Origin of the sequence: uncultured Halorubrum sp., from assembly GCF_937146585.1 — an archaeon.
Taxonomy (GTDB): domain Archaea; phylum Halobacteriota; class Halobacteria; order Halobacteriales; family Haloferacaceae; genus Halorubrum; species Halorubrum miltondacostae.
Genome location: NZ_CAKZRO010000160.1, coordinates 1 through 17,362 on the forward strand (window position 1 = coordinate 1; position 17,362 = coordinate 17,362).

General features: G+C 65.0%; 19 protein-coding genes and 1 pseudogene. 13 read left to right on the forward strand and 7 right to left on the reverse strand.

The window, feature by feature from the left end; all coding sequences use genetic code 11:
- Nucleotides 1-14 precede the first annotated feature (14 nt).
- A complete protein-coding gene (locus Q0116_RS13500) occupies nucleotides 15-341 on the reverse strand; it encodes a HalOD1 output domain-containing protein (RefSeq protein ID WP_297889402.1) in 327 nt (108 codons plus the stop codon).
- 242 nt (nucleotides 342-583) lie between these two features.
- Here Q0116_RS13500 and Q0116_RS13505 point away from each other — a divergent pair, with 242 nt between their 5' ends.
- The 3 genes from Q0116_RS13505 (at nucleotide 584) to Q0116_RS13515 (ending at nucleotide 2,453) form a co-directional block, all read left to right on the forward strand.
- Entirely contained in the window at nucleotides 584-1,045 is a 462-nt protein-coding gene (locus Q0116_RS13505) for a zinc ribbon domain-containing protein (protein WP_297889404.1), read from the forward strand.
- A gap of 2 nt (nucleotides 1,046-1,047) precedes the next feature.
- The gene (locus Q0116_RS13510) at nucleotides 1,048-1,656 is read left to right on the forward strand and encodes a TetR/AcrR family transcriptional regulator (RefSeq protein WP_297889406.1); all 609 of its coding nucleotides are present in this window, start codon (nucleotides 1,048-1,050) and stop codon (nucleotides 1,654-1,656) included.
- A 62-nt stretch (nucleotides 1,657-1,718) separates the two neighbouring features.
- Nucleotides 1,719-2,453, forward strand: a complete 735-nt coding sequence (locus tag Q0116_RS13515) for a CBS domain-containing protein (RefSeq protein ID WP_086219267.1) — start codon at nucleotides 1,719-1,721, stop codon at nucleotides 2,451-2,453.
- Between the two features lie 40 nt (nucleotides 2,454-2,493).
- Here Q0116_RS13515 and Q0116_RS13520 read toward each other — a convergent pair whose 3' ends face one another.
- Nucleotides 2,494-4,374: a cation:proton antiporter gene (locus tag Q0116_RS13520; RefSeq protein ID WP_297889412.1), complete on the reverse strand. Its 1,881-nt coding sequence runs from the start codon at nucleotides 4,372-4,374 to the stop codon at nucleotides 2,494-2,496.
- A gap of 153 nt (nucleotides 4,375-4,527) precedes the next feature.
- On the opposite strand from Q0116_RS13520, the gene Q0116_RS13525 reads away from it, so the two are divergent.
- Nucleotides 4,528-5,130, forward strand: coding sequence for a type IV pilin N-terminal domain-containing protein (locus Q0116_RS13525; protein WP_297889415.1), 603 nt, complete (start codon nucleotides 4,528-4,530; stop codon nucleotides 5,128-5,130).
- Nucleotides 5,131-5,193: 63 nt separating this feature from the next.
- On the forward strand, nucleotides 5,194-5,409 hold the full coding sequence (locus Q0116_RS13530; RefSeq protein ID WP_297889418.1) for a hypothetical protein: 216 nt from the start codon (nucleotides 5,194-5,196) through the stop codon (nucleotides 5,407-5,409).
- 71 nt (nucleotides 5,410-5,480) lie between these two features.
- Here Q0116_RS13530 and Q0116_RS13535 read toward each other — a convergent pair whose 3' ends face one another.
- Entirely contained in the window at nucleotides 5,481-6,623 is a 1,143-nt protein-coding gene (locus Q0116_RS13535; RefSeq protein WP_297889421.1) for an FAD-dependent monooxygenase, read from the reverse strand.
- A 108-nt stretch (nucleotides 6,624-6,731) separates the two neighbouring features.
- On the opposite strand from Q0116_RS13535, the gene Q0116_RS13540 reads away from it, so the two are divergent.
- Nucleotides 6,732-7,094: a hypothetical protein gene (locus Q0116_RS13540; RefSeq protein ID WP_297889424.1), complete on the forward strand. Its 363-nt coding sequence runs from the start codon at nucleotides 6,732-6,734 to the stop codon at nucleotides 7,092-7,094.
- Between the two features lie 146 nt (nucleotides 7,095-7,240).
- Here the strand turns inward: Q0116_RS13540 and Q0116_RS13545 are convergent, their stop codons facing one another.
- Both Q0116_RS13545 and Q0116_RS13550 read right to left on the reverse strand, forming a co-directional pair.
- Entirely contained in the window at nucleotides 7,241-7,774 is a 534-nt protein-coding gene (locus Q0116_RS13545; RefSeq protein WP_297889427.1) for a hypothetical protein, read from the reverse strand.
- Nucleotides 7,775-8,039: 265 nt separating this feature from the next.
- On the reverse strand, nucleotides 8,040-8,843 hold the full coding sequence (locus Q0116_RS13550; RefSeq protein WP_297889430.1) for a MarR family transcriptional regulator: 804 nt from the start codon (nucleotides 8,841-8,843) through the stop codon (nucleotides 8,040-8,042).
- A 247-nt stretch (nucleotides 8,844-9,090) separates the two neighbouring features.
- On the opposite strand from Q0116_RS13550, the gene Q0116_RS13555 reads away from it, so the two are divergent.
- Nucleotides 9,091-9,981, forward strand: coding sequence for a DMT family transporter (locus Q0116_RS13555; RefSeq protein ID WP_297889433.1), 891 nt, complete (start codon nucleotides 9,091-9,093; stop codon nucleotides 9,979-9,981).
- A gap of 460 nt (nucleotides 9,982-10,441) precedes the next feature.
- The gene (locus Q0116_RS13560) at nucleotides 10,442-12,346 is read left to right on the forward strand and encodes an ABC transporter ATP-binding protein (protein ID WP_297889436.1); all 1,905 of its coding nucleotides are present in this window, start codon (nucleotides 10,442-10,444) and stop codon (nucleotides 12,344-12,346) included.
- Between the two features lie 1,314 nt (nucleotides 12,347-13,660).
- On the opposite strand, the gene Q0116_RS13565 is transcribed toward Q0116_RS13560, so the two are convergent.
- On the reverse strand, nucleotides 13,661-13,897 hold the full coding sequence (locus Q0116_RS13565) for a hypothetical protein (protein WP_297889439.1): 237 nt from the start codon (nucleotides 13,895-13,897) through the stop codon (nucleotides 13,661-13,663).
- A 67-nt stretch (nucleotides 13,898-13,964) separates the two neighbouring features.
- Nucleotides 13,965-14,123, reverse strand: a complete 159-nt coding sequence (locus Q0116_RS13570; protein WP_297889442.1) for a hypothetical protein — start codon at nucleotides 14,121-14,123, stop codon at nucleotides 13,965-13,967.
- A 164-nt stretch (nucleotides 14,124-14,287) separates the two neighbouring features.
- On the opposite strand from Q0116_RS13570, the gene Q0116_RS13575 reads away from it, so the two are divergent.
- The 5 genes and pseudogenes from Q0116_RS13575 to Q0116_RS13595 all read left to right on the forward strand — a co-directional run.
- The gene (locus Q0116_RS13575; RefSeq protein ID WP_297889444.1) at nucleotides 14,288-14,641 is read left to right on the forward strand and encodes an Hsp20/alpha crystallin family protein; all 354 of its coding nucleotides are present in this window, start codon (nucleotides 14,288-14,290) and stop codon (nucleotides 14,639-14,641) included.
- Nucleotides 14,642-14,870: 229 nt separating this feature from the next.
- Nucleotides 14,871-15,434 carry a hypothetical protein gene (locus Q0116_RS13580; RefSeq protein ID WP_297889448.1) on the forward strand — a complete coding sequence of 188 codons (564 nt, stop codon included), beginning with the start codon at nucleotides 14,871-14,873 and terminating at the stop codon, nucleotides 15,432-15,434.
- 126 nt (nucleotides 15,435-15,560) lie between these two features.
- The gene (locus Q0116_RS13585; protein WP_297889451.1) at nucleotides 15,561-15,989 is read left to right on the forward strand and encodes a dCTP deaminase; all 429 of its coding nucleotides are present in this window, start codon (nucleotides 15,561-15,563) and stop codon (nucleotides 15,987-15,989) included.
- A 131-nt stretch (nucleotides 15,990-16,120) separates the two neighbouring features.
- Nucleotides 16,121-16,861, forward strand: coding sequence for an HAD-IIA family hydrolase (locus tag Q0116_RS13590; RefSeq protein ID WP_297889454.1), 741 nt, complete (start codon nucleotides 16,121-16,123; stop codon nucleotides 16,859-16,861).
- Nucleotides 16,862-16,975: 114 nt separating this feature from the next.
- A pseudogene (locus tag Q0116_RS13595) lies at nucleotides 16,976-17,145 on the forward strand (restriction endonuclease); the annotation flags it as partial.
- Nucleotides 17,146-17,362: the final 217 nt, after the last annotated feature.

Consider the following 17,362-nt stretch of genomic DNA (forward strand, 5'->3'; position numbering starts at 1 on the left):
GCGTAGCCGGCCGCTCAGGCGTCCGCGGCGGCCGTCTCGTCGACGGGACTGACCGAGACCTGTCCGCTGCTGTGGACCGACACGACGCACTCGGAGAGGACGAACTTGACGACCCCGGTCGAGGGCGTCGCCGTCCCCTCGTTCTCGCCGAACAGCCGGCTGAGGGCGACCGCGTGCGCTCGGTCGTACCGGGACGCGACCGTCGAGCGGGCCGTCCCGGTGGCGCTCGACACGGCGTCGGTGACAGCCTCGTAGAGGGACGACTCGTCGTCCCAGCGAGCGAGCTGGCGGTCGTGCCACGGTGCCGTCGATTCGTCGGCGGATCGGGGTTCGCGGGTCATGGTTCGGTCGAGGGCGTCTGTTCGCCCGTGGCTCTTACTGAACGTTCGGTAAGTATTAACGTTTCGGCCGGGGCCACCGCCGAAGGAGAGACGTTCTCGCCGTCGTCTCGGTTTTAGACGAGAGCCACTTGCGGGCCAAAATGCGACGGTTTGGCGGTCGATCAGCCTCCGAGGCTGCGCTCCGACTCGCGCGTCGCGACACGGACGAAGCGCTTTTACCTACCGAACGTTCAGTACACGATATGGCACGCGTCTCGCTCCGAAAGAATCCGCTGCTCGCCGCCGTGTTGGGGACGTTGGCAACCGGACTCGGCCACCTGTACCTCCGGCGTTGGGTGCGCGCGATCGGGTGGCTCTCGGCCACCTACGCGGCGACGGTCCTGTTCGTCCCCGAGTCGGCGCTGTCCGCGCTGAGCTCGGGCACGATCGCCGACCCGTTCTCGCTGCTCCCGATCGTCCTCGTCAGCGCCGCCAGCGTCGTCGACGCCTACCTCGTCGCGACCGCCGAGCGCCGGTCCGACGGCGATCGGGCGGCCGACGCGGCGGGAGCGACGGAGGCGACGGCTGCCGACGAGTCGCCGACCTGTCCCGCCTGCGGGAAGCCGGTCGACCCGGACATCGGGTTCTGTCACTGGTGTACGACCGAGCTCGAGGCCGTCGACCCCGCCGACGGCGGGCGGACGACCGAGCGGGGGTCGGACTGACGATGGTCGCCGACGCGCCCGAGCGCGACTGGAGCGCCGCCGAAGCGGAGATCATGGAGGCGACGTACCGGGCGCTGCTCGAACACGGCTACGCCGGGCTGTCGATCTCGCGGATCGCCGCGGAGCTCGGGAAGTCCAAGGCCGCCATCTACTACCACTACGACGCCAAGGACGACCTCTTAGTCGCGTTCCTCGAGTTCGCCGTCGACCGGTTCGAGGCGACGGTCGCGACCGAGACCGGCGACGAGCCGACCGCCGACCTCGAACACGTCGTCGAGAAGCTCCTGCCGCTCCAGCCCGACGAGGAGCAGCGCCAGCTCCAGGCCGTGCTGGTCGGGCTCCGGTCGCAGGCCGTGACGAACGAGGTGTTCCGCGAGCAGTTCACGCGAATCGACGACCGGCTGGCGGCCACCATCCGGGATGTCGTCGAGCGTGGCATCGAGGAGGGGACGTTCCGCGACGTCGACCCCTCGCGGGTCGCAGAGCACATCCTCGCGACGGTCAACGGCGCGATGTACGCCCGCGCGACGACCGACCGCGAGAGCGCCGCGGCGGCGACCCGGGTCTCGCTCGCCTCGTACATCGACTCCGAACTCCGGCGTCACCCGTGAGCGAAGCGGTGACACGCCCGCGCGGAGACGCGTAGCTCTCCCCGCGACGACACGACAGCATCATGTACACTATCGCAGACCTCCCGATCGACAACCGACTTCGGACCGTCCAGTACGACCTCGAGCTCGAAACGGCCCTTCGCCGGATGTTCGAGAACGACTACACGCAGGTCGGCGTCGAACGCGACGGCGAGCTCGTCGGGATTGTCACCTACCGATCCGTCGTCCGGACGCTGCTCGCGTTCCACCAGCTGGACGTGGGCCACAAGACGCTGGACAAGATATCGGTCGGGGCGGCCGTCGAGGACGCGCACACGGTCAGCGAGGACGAGACCGTCCTCGCGGTGTTCGACGCGCTCGCGGAGCACACGTACATCGTCGTCGACGGGGGCGAGGCGTGGCAGATCCTGACCGACTACGACCTCCTGACGCGGCTGAAGCGGATGCTCGAACCGTTCCTGCTGATCGAGTCGATCGAGATGCGGCTTCGCGAGCTCCTCGCGCGGGCGTTCGGCGACGCGCTGTCAGACGAGCTGGCCGCGACGTTCGACGAGGACCACCCGCTGCCGACGCCGGCGTCAGTCGACCACTGTAGCTACGCGCACTACGCCCAGTTCATCTCCATCCACTGGGCGGAGTTCGAGCCGATCTTCGACGACCAGCAGGACGTGATCCGCGAGCTCGTGCTCGAAATCGGCGACATGCGGAACCGACTCTTTCACTTCCGGGTCGACGACCCGGAGGAGTTCGACCGCGACCTCCTCCGGTTCGGCCAGTCGTACTTCTCTTCCGTGTGAGTCTCGCCGAGCGCGGAGGCGCATGGTCTCCCAGCCCGGCTCAGTCGGGCTGAACCAACTCCATCCCCTCTCGGACGGCGTCGCGTCGACCGAGCAGCGTGACGTGGTCGCCGCGGTTTACCACCGTGTCCGCGCTCGGCACCGCGACCGACTCGCTGTCGCCGTCGCTGAGAACGGCGATGAGGCAGCCGTCGGGGAGCATCGGACCGACCTCGCGGACGGCCTTACCGATCAGTTCCTCGTTGGTGACCTCGATCTGTTGGACGTCGCCGGTCTCCCCGATGTCGGTCATCCAGTGGGCGAGGTCCGGCCGCTCGATCTGATTGTCGAGGGCCCACGCGGCCGACATCGCGGCGGAGATCGTACTCACGCCTAGGTCTTCGAACGCGTCGACGTTGTCGGAGTTGTTCGCCTTCGCGAGGATCTTCTCGACGCCGAAGTTCGTCTTCGAGAGCTGCGCGACGAGCAGGTTCGTGTCGTCGTCTCCGGTGGCCGCGACGAGGATCTTGGCGTTCTCGGCGCCGGACTTGCGCAACACCTCCGTGTCCGTCCCGTCGCCGATCACGGCGGCGAAGCCGTCGTTGCGGAGCGATTCGACCGTCGCCTCATCTTCCTCGATGATGACGACGTTTTCGCCGCGGTCTTCGAGGCGCTCGGCGAGCGCGCGGCCCACCTGCCCGCCTCCGACGATGATGACTCTCATGGGTATCACGTTGAGGTACTGCGCGATGTACCGCGCCAGCCCGCCCTGGACGAGGGCGGTCACGAAGATGACGAGGAACACCGTCCCGATCAGCAGGTCCGCCTGCTGTGCCAGCGCGGGGTCGTTGAGCTCCGTGGCGGCCGCCCGGAGCTCGGTGGCGAACAGCGTCGCGACCGACGCGGGGATGATCCCGCGCGGCCCGATGGCGCTGATGAACAGCCGCTCGGAGAAGGTGAACCGGTCGCCGACGGTCGAGACGAACACGAGCAGCGGCCGGATCACCACCGCGATCACGACGACCACGCCGAGCCCCGCGAGCCCGACGTCGAATATCGCCGCGGGGGGGAGCTGCGCGGCGAGCGCGATGAACACGAACGCCAGCACGAGCAGCGTGATGTCGCCCTTGAAGTCGGTTATCTCCTCCTTGTAGGGGATGTCCACGTTCCCGAGGACGAGGCCGGCGGTGGCGGCGGCGGCGACGCCGGCCTCGCTCGCCAGCTGGTTCGCCCCCGCGTACGCGGCGAGCGCGCCGGCGAGCGCGAGCAGCCGGGCGTTCCGCGGCGCGGCCCCGGGCGAGAGGTCGACGTACCGGAGCAGGTAGTAGAGGATGCCCGCGACCACGAGGCCGACGAGCAGCCCCTCCCCGAGGCGGAGCGCGAACCCCTGGATCAGCCCCTCGCCAGCGACCGTGGGGTTCACCGTCTCGAAGAGCACGACGGCCGTGATCGCCGCCGTCACGTCGTTGACGATCCCCTCGGTCTCCAACACGGCCGCGACCTGGTCGCGGACGGGGACGACCTCCAGGATCGGTGAGATGACCGTCGGGCCGGTGGCGACGAGCAGCGCGCCGATCACGAACGAGAGCTCCCACGGGAGCCCCTCGAGGAGCCGGACGGCCACCGCGGTCCCGACCAGCGCGATGCCGGCCCCGACCGTGACGAGGCGAACGGCGGCCCGCGGGGCCTGCCGAATGCGCTCGAACTCGAGGTGGAAGGCCCCCTCGAAGACGATGATCGCGACTGCGAGCCCGACGATCGCCGGGAGCGAGTCGCCGAAGCTCTCGCTCGTCACGATTCCGAGCCCCGGCCGACCGATGATCACCCCGACGAGCAGGAAGAAAATGATGCTCGGGACGCGGAGCCTGGCGGCGAGGATCTGCGCGAGGACGCCGAGTCCGATGATGCCGGCGACGAGCGGGATCAGAAACTCCTGTGCCACACTCGGTCCTCCATGCCGTGATTCATTCCGTACTGGATTATAAGTAGTTGGTGTGTCTCGTCGCCGCGACCTCGCTCCCGTCGATCGGTCCGGCCGGCGTCCGCGCGAGGCAGATCACAATTGTTATTATTATATTGACAAAAAGGGTTAGCAATGGAGGAACCGGCCGGAGCGAACGAGGGTCGCGCGGTCGCCCCGGCCGTCGGTGTCGTGTTGCTCGTCGCGATCACCGTCGTCCTCGCCGCTTCCGTCGGCGTGTTCGCGATCGGGATCACGGACGACCTCAGAGAGCGGCCGACCTTCGCCGCGCTCGATCTGACGTTCGAGGAAGCGCCCGCCTCGGCCCCGGACTACGAGGAGTTCCGGTGGGAGATCACGCTCACGAACACCGCCGGCGAGACCGTCGAGGCCGACGAGATCGTCGTCTCCCTCGACCACGGGGAACAGCGGGTCACCGGAACCCTCGACCGGTCGCTACGCCCCGGCGAAAGCGTCGGGCTGACGGTCGTCCACAACAACCAAGACGGAGACACGATTCCGGGCGACGTCAACTGTACCGACGTCAACGTGGCGTGCCGGCTGGCCGGCGACGACGGTAACTACCCCGACGCCGACCGGATCCGTCTCCAGATGGTCCACGAGCCGTCGGGATCGATCCTCTACCGAAAACAGATCGGCATCGCCGGTTCGTACGGCATCTTCAACGGCAACCCGGACGACATCGACATCACCGACGAGACGCTGACGTTCGCCTGACGCGGCCCGTCGGGCCGAGATCGGAATTCAAATGTCCGAACAGCCGTAACGGAAGGTGTTCAAATGCCAGAAGATATCGGTTCTCCCCACGTACCCAGCCAGCCGGTCGTCGTCCAAGAGGACACTCACCAGAACGAGGTCCCGGACAACATCGACTCGGACCTGTACTCGGCTGACAGTCCCACCAACTCGTTCCACGAGTTCACGATCGAGCAGGGGGACGAGCTCGTCGAAGCACTTCGCGAGAACGGCTACACGGTCGAGTTCAGAGACCGGTAACGACCGATCCGGACGCTGCCCACTCGGTCATAACCCCCCGCGACGCCCCGAGCGATCGCGTCGCGCCCCGTTTAGCGCAGATTCAGCCGCTCGTCTCCCATCTCTCTCCCCCGATCGACGAGCGCGGTGCCGTACTCGGTGCGTCTCCGGTTCCACGCCGCGAGCGCGTCGTCGACCGACTCGTGACTCGCTAGGGCGTCGGCGAGCGCGGTCGCGTCGCCCGCCGACTTCGCCGTCCCGGCGGCCGTGTGCGGGCGGGCGACGAACGCGGCGTCGCCGAGGAGACACGCCCGATCCGCGACCATCGACGGCACCGTCAGGTCGTATATCGCCTGGACGAAGAGGTCCGGTGTCTCGCCGACGAGCGTCTCGAACACGGGCGGGAGCGTCGCCGCGCGCTCGCGCTGTCGGCGGCGAACCGGGTCGCGCAGCCGACCCGGCGCGACGGAGCGCCGCCGCTCGGTGCCGCTCGTGTCCGTGAATATCGCCTCTCGGTCCCGACCGTCGAGGGTGTCGTACCACACCCAGTTGAGGCGGCGCGACCCCGGCTCGGTCTCCCCGTCCGCGCCCGGAATGAAGTACGCGAGGATGAGCTGGTCGGCCCCTTGGTAGAACGTGAACGTCCCGTCGAACGCCTCGACGCACGCGGTCGAGAGGTCCGCTTCGTCGACGACGCCGCGCCACGCGACGTAGGAGGCGAACTCCGGCTCCGCGTCCGGATACAGCTGCGCGCGCGTCGTCGACTGACCGCCCTCGGCGGCTACGACCAGGTCCGCCGTCCGCTCCGTCTCGCCGGCGATCGTGGCGGTGGCCGCCTCGGGCGAGACGCTCGTGACCTTCGCCCCGGTCTGATACCGCTCGTCGGGGAAGGCGTCGCGGAGCTGCCGATAGAGCGCGTCCCACGACGTGAACACCATCGTCTCGGGCGCGGCGCGTTCGACGTCGCCGCTCTCCGTGAGGAACCGACGCTCGTGCGACCGCGTCGTGATCGCGTCCGGGTCGACGACGTCGTGGTCGGCGAGGAACCGGCGGATGTTCTGCTGGGCGACGATACCGCCGCCGCGGCTCTCGAGCGCTCCCGCCGACCGCTCGTAGATGGTCGGGCTGTGGCCCGAGCGCGCGAGCGCGATGCCGGTGAAGAGTCCGCCCATCGAGCCGCCGGAGATCAGCACGTCGAGCCCGGAACCGGACGGACGGGACTGGTCCTGAGACACGCTCGCCCGTTCGTGCGTGACGGGTGAAAGCCCACGGATCCGTCGCGCGCCGCGGGCGCGTCCGCCCCCGCCAGTGGAATTAATTGGGCCGGTGACGAGAGTATTAACGTGAGCGAACACCACCCGTCGCGGTTCATGCTGGCGTCGTCGGCCGTCTGCCTCCTCGCGTGTGCCGGGGTCGCCGTCCTGCCGCTGTTGCTCGGGACGTCCAACGCGTTCGCCGGAAGTATCAGTTCGAGCGGCCTGCTCGGGGTCGTGTTCGCGGCGCGGAGTCTCCAGCTCCTGCGGGCGGCGGGAACGCCCAGCCTCCCGCCGGCCGTCCTGACGACGATATTCGGGGGCTGGTTCATGCTCGCGCCGCTGCTCTACCCGGACGTCGGGGTCCTGCCGACCGCCGGCACGCAGCTCGGCGGGACGATGATCGCCACGTTCGGCCTGTACGTGACCGTCGCCGGCGTCACCGCGGAGTGATCGCGACGGAGCGGGTGTCCGCGTGGGGTCCCGTTCGGCAGTCGCTTCGGATCGCTTTCACCGCCCGCCGACGGGTAGTGGTACCGAGTGCGACATCGCCGACCCGCGACGGATAGGTGCCCCTGTTCGGCGGCGTCTCTCTCCGCTCACACCCGTCTGCTCTCTCGGAAGGTAACGGTCCCGTCGTCCGACTCGACGGTGGTTACGATGGTTATCCAGCCGTCGTTCTGGCTGACCTTCCCTGCGTCCAGCAGCGAGAGCTCGACGCGCTCGGTCGCCGTGTGGGACGCACCGCCTTCGAGCGTCCCGACGTCCACCGTGCCCTCCCAGACGACGTCGTCGGTGTCGGTGTCGTTCTCGCCGGCGTAGATCCGCGTGTAGGTCGTGACCCCGGTCGCGGTCTCGTTCCGTTCGTTGTTCAGCGTCGCGGTGACGTCCCGACAGGTCGTCCCGCACTCGGTGGTCTCGTCGACCGTGAACGTGAACGGCTCCGCGGCGGTGGTCCCGCTCTCCGTGGACCCGCCCTCGTCCGTCGAACTTTCCGTTGGGAACTCCTCACCGCCCGAGTCTTGCGCGCTGCCGCCGGGAGCGGGACCCGGGCCGGCGTACAGCATCGCGCCGGCCGCGGCCGTGAGAACGACGAGGGCGAGCACGGCGCCGATAACGGAGGACCGCTTCATTCGGGATCAACTCGTTGCGAGCGACGCTCGGGTGCTCCCGTGCTCGACGGTGACGCCGGCGAGCGCGGGTCGGGGAGTTTCGCGGTCATCACACGCATCGTTCGGACGGCCGACCACATAAGAAGGTACAATCGTAAAGGCGGATTCACGCGTTTGAGCCCCTTTCAGACCGATTTAAGACGGTTTTTCGCGGCGCACCGGCGTCGTGTCAGTTGTCCCGCCGCCGCCGACAACCGGGGTGCCGAATAGACGGGCCGCAGCGAGGCTAGAACGCGTCCGAGTCCAGCACGCGGTGCGGGACGTTCCGATCGCGGAGCTTGGACGTGTGTCGCGGGATCTCGTCGGTCACCGCGACGAGGAGCACGTCGAGGCCGAGCATCCCCGCCTCGGCGACGCCCTCCGCGGTCCCGAACCGGATGTCCGGCGAGGTGTCGCTCCGCGAGACGAGCGCGTACGCCTCCGTGCCGGCGACCGCGACGAGACCCTCGTCCGGGACGTGCGTCGAGACCACGTCGGGACTCAGGCGGTCGTCGTCGGTGACGGTCGGGACGGGGAGCACCGAGACGCTCCCCGTCTCGTAGTCCACGACGCCCTCGAAGTCGGCGACGCCGACGGCCTCGCCCGCCGCGGCGCTCGTGACGCTGACCGCGGTCGCCGTCCCACCGGCGGGGTTGGCGTGGAGGACGCCGTCGCGCATCACCAACCCGACTTCGCTGCCTTCCGCGACGTCGTCGAGCGCGACGGCGGCGTCGACCTCGACGCTGCCGAGGACGTCGGAGTTCACCCGTTCGAGGTACGCCTCTAGGTCGTCCGTCCGAGAGATGAGCCAGTCGACCCCCTCCTTCGTCACCTCGTACCGACCGCGGCCTCCCTTCTCCACGTAGCCGGACTCCGCGAGGTCGCGGACGTAATCGCTGACCGCCTGCGACGTCACGCCGATCGCGTCCGCGATCTCGCCCTGGCTCACGGCCGGCTGGCGGGCCGCGATCTCCACGAGGATCTGATACCGGGTCGCGTTCCGCTTGTTCTCGAGGACGTCCGGCGATCCGCCGCCCGCTGGGTCTCCCATTACCCGACCTTCGACCGCCGAAAATAAAGTCTTGTTGTCGATCAGCCGCGATACCTGCGACGGATGCGGTTCTCAGCGTTCGGGATATAAATTGAACTTTTCTCAATACAGCTCTAGTTGTTTCTCGGTGCGATTCACTTGTACCCTGTGCGTGCGGGCGACGAAACGACCGCACGACCTAGAGGCGGACCGCCCGGAGCGTCGCGGTTCGACGCATACTTCGCCGTCGGCGGCGACCTCCGCGTGAATGAGTCGCTACGGGACGGCCGGCCGGTTCCTGCTCCTGTGTGCCGTCTGGGGAACGGCGTTCATGGCGACGGACGTCGGGCTGGCCGATCTACCTGCGGTACCGTTCGCGGCCGTGCGCTTCGACGTCGCCGCCGCGCTGCTGTTCGCCGCCGTGTTCGCCTCCGGCACGGACGTCCGCCCCCGGACGCGAGACGACTTCGTCTACGTGCTCGTCGGCGGCGCGCTCATCATCGGCGCGCACCACGCGTTCCTCTTCGCCGGCCAGCGGTACGTCGCGGGCGGGGTCGCCGCCGTGCTGTTGGGGCTCGTCCCCGTGGTGACGCCCGCGCTCACGCGGCTCGCCTCCACGGACGAGGAGTTCACCGCCGCCACCGCGCTGGGCGTCGCGCTCGGGTTCGCGGGGGTCGTCGTCATCGCCGACCCAGACCCCGCGAACGTCGCGGACAGCGTCCTCGGCGTCTCGCTCGTGCTCGCCGCCGCGCTCGCGTTCGCCGTCGCCGCGGTCGTCACGCACAGCCGGTCGCCGTCGATGCCGTTCCTCTCGACGCAGGCGTGGATGATGGGCGTCGGCGCCGTCGTCCTCCACGTCGCAGTGTTCGCGCTGCCCGGCCAGTCGTTCGCGGCCGCAACGTGGACACCGTCCGCGCTCGCTGCGCTCGCGTACCTCTCCGCGGTCGCCGGCGTCGGCGGCTTCCTGCTCTACTTCACGTTGCTGGACGACCTCGGCCCCATCGAGATGAGCTTCATCGAGTACGTGATTCCCGTGTTCGCGGCGCTGGCGGGCTGGCTCGTGCTCGGGCAGGAAGTGACGCCCGCGACCGTCGTCGGGTTCGCGTTCATCGTGGCGGGGTTCGTCGCCGCGAAGTGGCGGACGCTTCGGGGCATATAGCGACGCGCGGGTCCGGTCCTCGGAGAGCGTTCTCTTCGACAAGTTCGAGTGACCGCCGAGCCGCTGTGTGAACCGCGGTCGGCCATCTGGACCGCTATCCTCGCCGACACGCCATCTCCCCCGGCTCGGAACGGCGATCTCCGACACGCGATGCTCTGCTTCGTGTCCGCGGTCTGAACCACGGCTCTCCAGCGTGTTCCGCGTGTCCGCTGCTGGCGAATACCATTGCGCGCGAGAGACGGGGAGCGTCTCAGCCACGGTGGCCACCGGCGAGGTGATTCACTCTTCGGTGGTTCCCAATCGAGGTCGGGGTCGAAGGGGCCATCGAGATGGCAGTCAACGAACCGTACGAGTTTGAACGCAGGTTCGATCGAGGGATCGCTCGCGATACCGAGTCGAGGCGCCGGCTCAACAGCGTCATGTCATCGGATACTTGTACGCGAGCGCGTTACCGAACATCGTGACAGACGACCAGGGCGGGTTCGAACACGTCCGCGAGAACGTCGACGGTCACCCGATGCTGAGTTTGCTCGGCTACGCCAAACGCTACTGGCCGACGCTCACGCTCGGCGTGCTTGCGGCGTTTCTCACCAGGTTCGCCCGGCTGGTGCCACCGATTGTCGTCGCAGCTGCCATCGATCGAGCGATCCGCGGGTCGGCTGACGCGGGGCTGTTGACCGACGTCGGCTTGCTGCCGCCGGGCGAAATCACCGGCGAAGCGGCTCGCCTCGCGGTGCTCGAACAGCTCGTGCTCATCGCGGTGCTCGCGTACGTGGTCCGGTCGGTCTCTCGGTTCGTGTCCCGGTATCTGCTCCAAGCGACTGCGCAGAAGGTCCAACGTGATCTGCGGAACGACACGTACGACCACCTTCAGCGGCTCTCGATGGATTTCTTCGCCGATCATCAGACCGGCGGAATGATGTCGATTCTCAACAGCGACATCAATCGGCTCGAGCAGTTCCTCAACACGGAGTTCCGACAGCTCATCCGCGTCGTCGCAACGGTCGGCGGCATTGCGATCATTCTCTGGACGTACTCGCCGAAGCTGGCGCTCATTGCGCTCGCACCGGTCCCGGTCATCGGACTGGCGAGCAGCCGGTTTCTCACCTGGATCGAGCCTCGATATAAGTCGATCCGCGAGACCGTCGCGCGGCTGAACACGCGGCTCGAGAATAACCTCGGCGGCGCCGCGGTGATCAAGGCGTTCGACCGGTACAGCTTCGAGCACGGCCGGGTCGCCGAGCAGAGCGAGGCGTACCACGACGAAAAGGTCGCAGCGCTGCGCATTCGACGCGGGTTCTTCGCGACCTTACGGCTGCTGACCGGCGTCGTGTTCGTCCTCGTGCTCTACATCGGCGGGACTGACATCATCACGGGCGTTCCCGGTGAGGCAGGGGCGCTGACCCTCGGCGGATTCGCGCTCTTTTTCCTCCTGTTGCGGCGGCTGTACTCGCCGATGCGTCGGGTCGGGAAGTCAGCGAACAAGTACCAGCTCGCGAAGTCCAGCGCCGAGCGCGTGTTCGGGCTGCTCGACCGCGAGCCCACAATCACCAGCCCCGACGGAGCGCACGTCCCCGATTCGATCGACGGAGCGGTCACGTTCGACGACGTGACGTTCGCCTACGGGGACCGCGAGCCGGTGCTTCAGGACGTCTCACTCGATGTGCCGTCGGGAACGACGATCGGGCTTGCCGGGGCAACCGGAGCCGGGAAGTCAACGCTGTTGAAACTCATTCCCCGGTTCCACGATGTCAATGACGGTGCAGTCCGGGTCGATGGGACTGACGTCCGGGAGTACGACCTCCAGTCGTTGCGGGACGCTATCGCCATTGTCGAGCAGAATCCCTACCTGTTCTCAGGAACCGTCGCGGAGAATATCGCATACGGCGACCGCGAGATACTCGACTCCGAGTGGTCGGACGGCCCCAATAAGAGCGCCCGCGACCAAGTTGAGCGGGCGGCTGAGGCCGCCGAAGCTGACGAGTTCATCGAAGACCTCCCCGACGGGTACGACACCCAGGTCGGCGAGCGAGGTATCAAACTCTCCGGCGGCCAGCGGCAGCGCCTCGCCATCGCCCGCGCACTACTCAACGATCCCGAGATCATCGTCTTTGACGAGGCCACATCGGACGTTGACACGGAGACCGAGGAACTAATCCAAGAGAGCCTCGAGCGCTTGGTCGAGGAGCGGACCGCGTTCATCATTGCCCACCGGCTGTCAACGATTCAGAACGCCGACGAGATCGTCGTGATGGATCAGGGCCAGATCGTCGAACAGGGGGTTCACGCGGAACTGGTTGCGAGCGGCGGTACATATGCGAACCTCTGGCAAGGGCAGGCTGAGGCGTCTCCTGCCGACGACTGACTCTCGACCGGGGGTCCTGTTGGGACGCCAGACCGACTCTCCGCCGGTCGGTGAAATGTAGTTCGGCAATAGACGATCTCAAAATGGCCAACCCCGGATGAGCCCGTTCTAGAATTGGTTGTTTGGCGCGTTCATACCGCTCTCTGACCACTCGACAGTATGGATCGCTTCGTCGACCGAGAGTCCGAACGCTCGGGACTTCGGGAGTGCTACGAATCCGACGAAGCCGATACAGCCGTGGACTGCTGGGGCCGCGTTGTCGCTTACAGCCACCCCTGAAGCGGTGGACTTCCGCTCGCTACGTGTCAAGTGGCAAGATTGCCCACAGTATCGTGCGCGTTTTACCACCAAACTCTCTCGGCCCCTGTCCGGTTGGAATAGAGGTAGTAGCCTGACATCTGCGTTCTGACGGATGGACGGCCAATTTTGAGGAGTGTCAGCCACAGCCGGAGACACTTACTGACCGTCGCCGAGACTGAGTCGCATCCCCGCGAGCCCGGCGAGCAGCAAAGCCCAGCCAACCAGACCCAGCGGCGTGGTTGGGAACGTCGGCCCAGCAAAGCTCAGGTCTGCCGCCAGCACGATGCCGACGAGACTCAGAGCGGACCCTACCCCCATCAATTTCCACTTCATGCCGACCAAAGCATCGCTCCGATAGCAGGTGAGTCTTGATGTGACGCCGGATACGATATACCGCACCAGAAGAATAGATTAGAGATTTTATCCTTGAAGTCATGTATCGACGTCCGGTCAGAGTGGCTAACGACGCCGATTTGTGGCGAAAGCTGTCCGCAGTCATGCTGTGTCTCGCAGTGGTCGCGACCCCGGATCGGTGCGGTCACCACCAGTGCGGCCGCAGTCCCCACGCAGACGAATGACTCGACAACGCAGCCGACAGTTGAGAATAGCTCACCGGACCTTCGGCAAGCAGAGATCGACGAACTCGAAGTCAACAGTGGCGAGGACCTAGCGGTTCTCGGATAAAACATTCTGGATGATCATATTTGCGTATATCATAACCCGTAGTAACAAAATTCAACCCGAGACGTCTACGACGCTCTCGAAAACGAGTAACTCCGCAGTTCCCATCTGCCGGCTTCCTAAATGAAATCTGAGTGAAAAAGAGATGCTAGTCAGGTGTCCGTTTCATCTCGGCGAATTAGCATAAAGAGTAGAACCGAGAGTACGATCATGAGTATGGCGAACCACTGGTCGTCAGTGAGAACGCTATCGGACTCCGTTGCTGTCATTGTCAATGCGAAGTGGCCTGAGACCGTCTCGCTACTGAATACGTGTAGGTATCAGTGAAGCGGCTTACTCGCTGAGTTCGTCGAGTTTCTGCTTGATCTCTTCGAGTTTGAAGTACGACGCCACGGCGAGGATCGTTGTTGGCCAAAGGCCGACGAATTGGCCTCGCTGTTTGTCCCCACGGACGTAGTAGAAGTACAGTGCGAGCGCGACCGATCCGATGGATGCGATCACGGCTGTCCCCAGACCGCCGGTATCAATATCGTCTACCAGTTCAGTCGCAGTTTCGTCTGATTCGTCCACACACTAACAAGAATCCCAAGGGGTATAGGAGTTTCCCTCAGTGGCGTTAGTGGCACTCTCAGCAACTCTAGAGCGCTTTTTTCTTCTCCGACGGCTGGTCATCGCCACCTTCGATACCTTCGTGCTCTCGGGTCCGCTTCCAAGTGGTGTAAATCTCGATAAACGCCAGCAGACTGAGGATCACACCGGCTCCGATCATCACCGTATCTGCGTCAATAGATCTCATAGGGCTGTTAGGGCCTCAACAGGTAAATGAACTAGTGGCAACCACATCCTTCCCCGGAGAGAAACGGTGTGGCGTCGTTGAGACAGACGAAGCCAGCTATTGAGACTCTCGCAGTCACAGCACTGCGCCGAAGGCTTATCGGCGTACCTCTCGTATATACTGTAATGAGACGGAACTCAGACGATGACGAGGATCCGTTCGGTAGTTCGTTTGGCGGAATCGAGGACCTGCTAGCTGGGATGGCCGGTGGTGACGACGCACCCGTTGATGTCCACGAGTATGACGACGAGATCCGAGTGGTCGCTGAACTCCCTGACGTTGCGGCAGACGACGTCAAGATCCAGTGTGATGGGCGTACCGTCGCGATCTACGCCGCTGTTACACCTCGGCCGGTCGTGACACGCGTCGACCTGCCGTCGTACGTCAACGACCAGTCGACAGAGTGGAGTCTCAACAATGGCATTCTCGAGATATCGTTGGATCGTGACACCGACCCCGCAAATATCGGCTTCCATTAACCAAAGACGACATGACCCCTGTGCGTGGAGAGAGTCGCTTGGACACGGCAACGAGGCCACTCTGGTCCGGGCATGCTCAAACCAGCAGTTACGATAGGCCTCCGGAACTACGCACGGAGCCTTCCTGAGAAGATCGCGACGGTCCTGTAATCTGTCATGGTTGCGTTGGTTGATAGGAGAGACGATTCCGCGGCACAAAACGTAATCCGCTGGCCTCGGGTGGACGTGTATGGACGATAGGCCGTTACACGAGCAGATGGAGAGGTACGAAGCGTTGTCGAGCGAGGCGACTGAGGCGGCAAAGGAGCGCGATAAGACAGGCGCGGAGATCGGAAAACGGCTGGCAGCGGCAGTCACCGATGCCACCGAGCAGCGCGGGGCGAACGTCGAAATGACGGAACAGTCGTCGGACGGGCATCGGTACCGGTTCAAAGCGCGCCTTGACCGTGCGGCACTGGTCGCCGCGTTGACCGAGACTCTTCCCGACGGGTTCGTCGTGTCGCACGTCAACACGGATGGGACCCTCTCAGTGGAGTGGACCGGTCACGACCGTACGCCTTCAAAACGCGAACACGGCGCAGTTCTGAAAGCCATCATCGCCGAGGAGGTGGTGGTAGACGACGACGGTCTCGTCGAATCGGTCCCGACGCGCGAGCGAGTGCTCTCACGGGCAGTCGAACTAGGAGTCGACGAGGATGACGCAGCTGCGCGGTTGAGTCGGTTGGCAACTCTGGATGTCGTGGACCTTGCGGATGGGCGGGTCTACCCAGACGAGAACTTCTCTCGATACTGACGGCAGTGGGTAAAGGCCGCGTGGGCCCGGCTGAGGCCGACTTCGACGAGTGTGTTACCGTGTATCACGAATACGCCTCGATGACGGCCACCGGCATTTAGGTGCGTCACGCCCTACCATGGTTCAATGCCAGAGTACGCGAACTATCTCGACGGCATCGTCCACGAACCAACCCAGACCGACGGGGACGGGGTTGATCTAACAGTCGCTGAAATCTACGAGGTCACCGATCCGGGTCGTGTCGACTTCGGCGGCGGCGAACTCGAAGCTGCCGCCTCCGAACCGCGGGAGTGCGAGAAGCGGTCTCCAGACGACGAGTACGGGTGGTGGTCGCTCGACCCCGGCACGTACCTCGTCGAGTACAACGAGTCGATCCCCGGGGATGACCTGCGATTTACCGTCCAGACGCGGGAGGCTCTGTTAGAGCGGGGGGCCTCTCACCCCACGCTCCATGTCGTGTCGCTCCCGCGAGTCCCACTGTCGATCGGCGGCGCCGGGATCAGCGTCAAGGAGAACGCCCGGATATCAACCATCGTTGACGCTGATCCGGCGTGAGTATCACGACGAGAGTCGAACGATAGAATCGCTGTCGAGAGGTTTCAAGTAAGCCGCAGACCTCGCATTACGTACGCTTCCAGTAGAGTATGTCTAACCCGAAAGACCATCCGGAAACGTGGCTGCTCGACATGGACGGAGTACTAATACACGAAGAAGTTGCCCTCCCCGGAGCTCGAGAGTTCGTCGCCCGCCTCCGAGAGGAGGGACGAGAGTTTCTGGTACTCACTAACAATTCGATCTACTCACGGTGTGACTTGTCGGCGCGTCTTTCGGACGTCGGGCTCGATATCCCCGAAGAGCGGATCTGGACCTCGGCAACGGCTACGGCACAGTTTCTGTCCAACCAGGCGCCGAACGCTTCGGCGTACGTCATCGGCGAAGCGGGACTGGAGACAGCGCTTCACGACGTTGGGTACACGCTGACCGATTCCGACCCGGATTTCGTGGTTCTGGGCGAGAGCCGTACGTATTCGTTTCAGGACTTCACAACGGCCCTCCGACTGATCGACCAAGGGGCCCGGTTCATCGCGACGAACCCGGACGCGACTGCTCCCTCACCGGAGGGTCCACTCCCGGCTACGGGTTCAGTCGCCGCGTTTCTCACGGAAGCTACCGGCCAGGAACCGTACTTCATTGGCAAGCCCAACCCGATCATGATTCGAAGCGGCCTGAACCGAATCAACGCTCACTCCGAGTCGACGGCGATGATCGGCGATCGCATGGATACGGACGTCGTGGCCGGTATCGAGGCCGGCTTGACCACGTATCTCGTTCTCACGGGATCGACCGACCGTGACGAGATTACCGAGTTTGCGTACCAGCCGACCGAAATCGTGGACTCCATCTCTGCTGTGATTGAGAGTATCTAAATCGGCGAGCATCTACGAATCGACCGCCCCCAAACCAAGCGGTCAGTGAATCCGCTCTTTGAGAACCACGCAAACAGCGCGTCCGTAATTCAGGGTCCCATCGTACGTTTGACCGAGGACGGGATCCACCGATGTGTTCGCTGTGACACGGCCGGCACCGCCAACGACGACACGTACTGCGCGAACTGCGGAAGCATCAACTGCGACTCGCATATCAAGACCGAGCAGTTGAATGGACTCCCGTCTGTCCCGGATATGCGGTGACCGAGCGGTTCGCGTTCAAAATTCTCATCACTCGAACTGAATCATGTAACAGGTTCCCCAGACGGAGGCGATCAACCTACGGAAGCCGGTTGAGTTAGGAACTTCCGACTCCCGAAATCACTATTTAGGCACTAAAAGGTCTGAGAAGGAAGAAATCGCACGGTTACGGTCCGTGCGTACTACGTATGGGTTGGGGCGGATTCGAACCGCCGGCCTGCTCCGTGTGAAGGAGCCGTC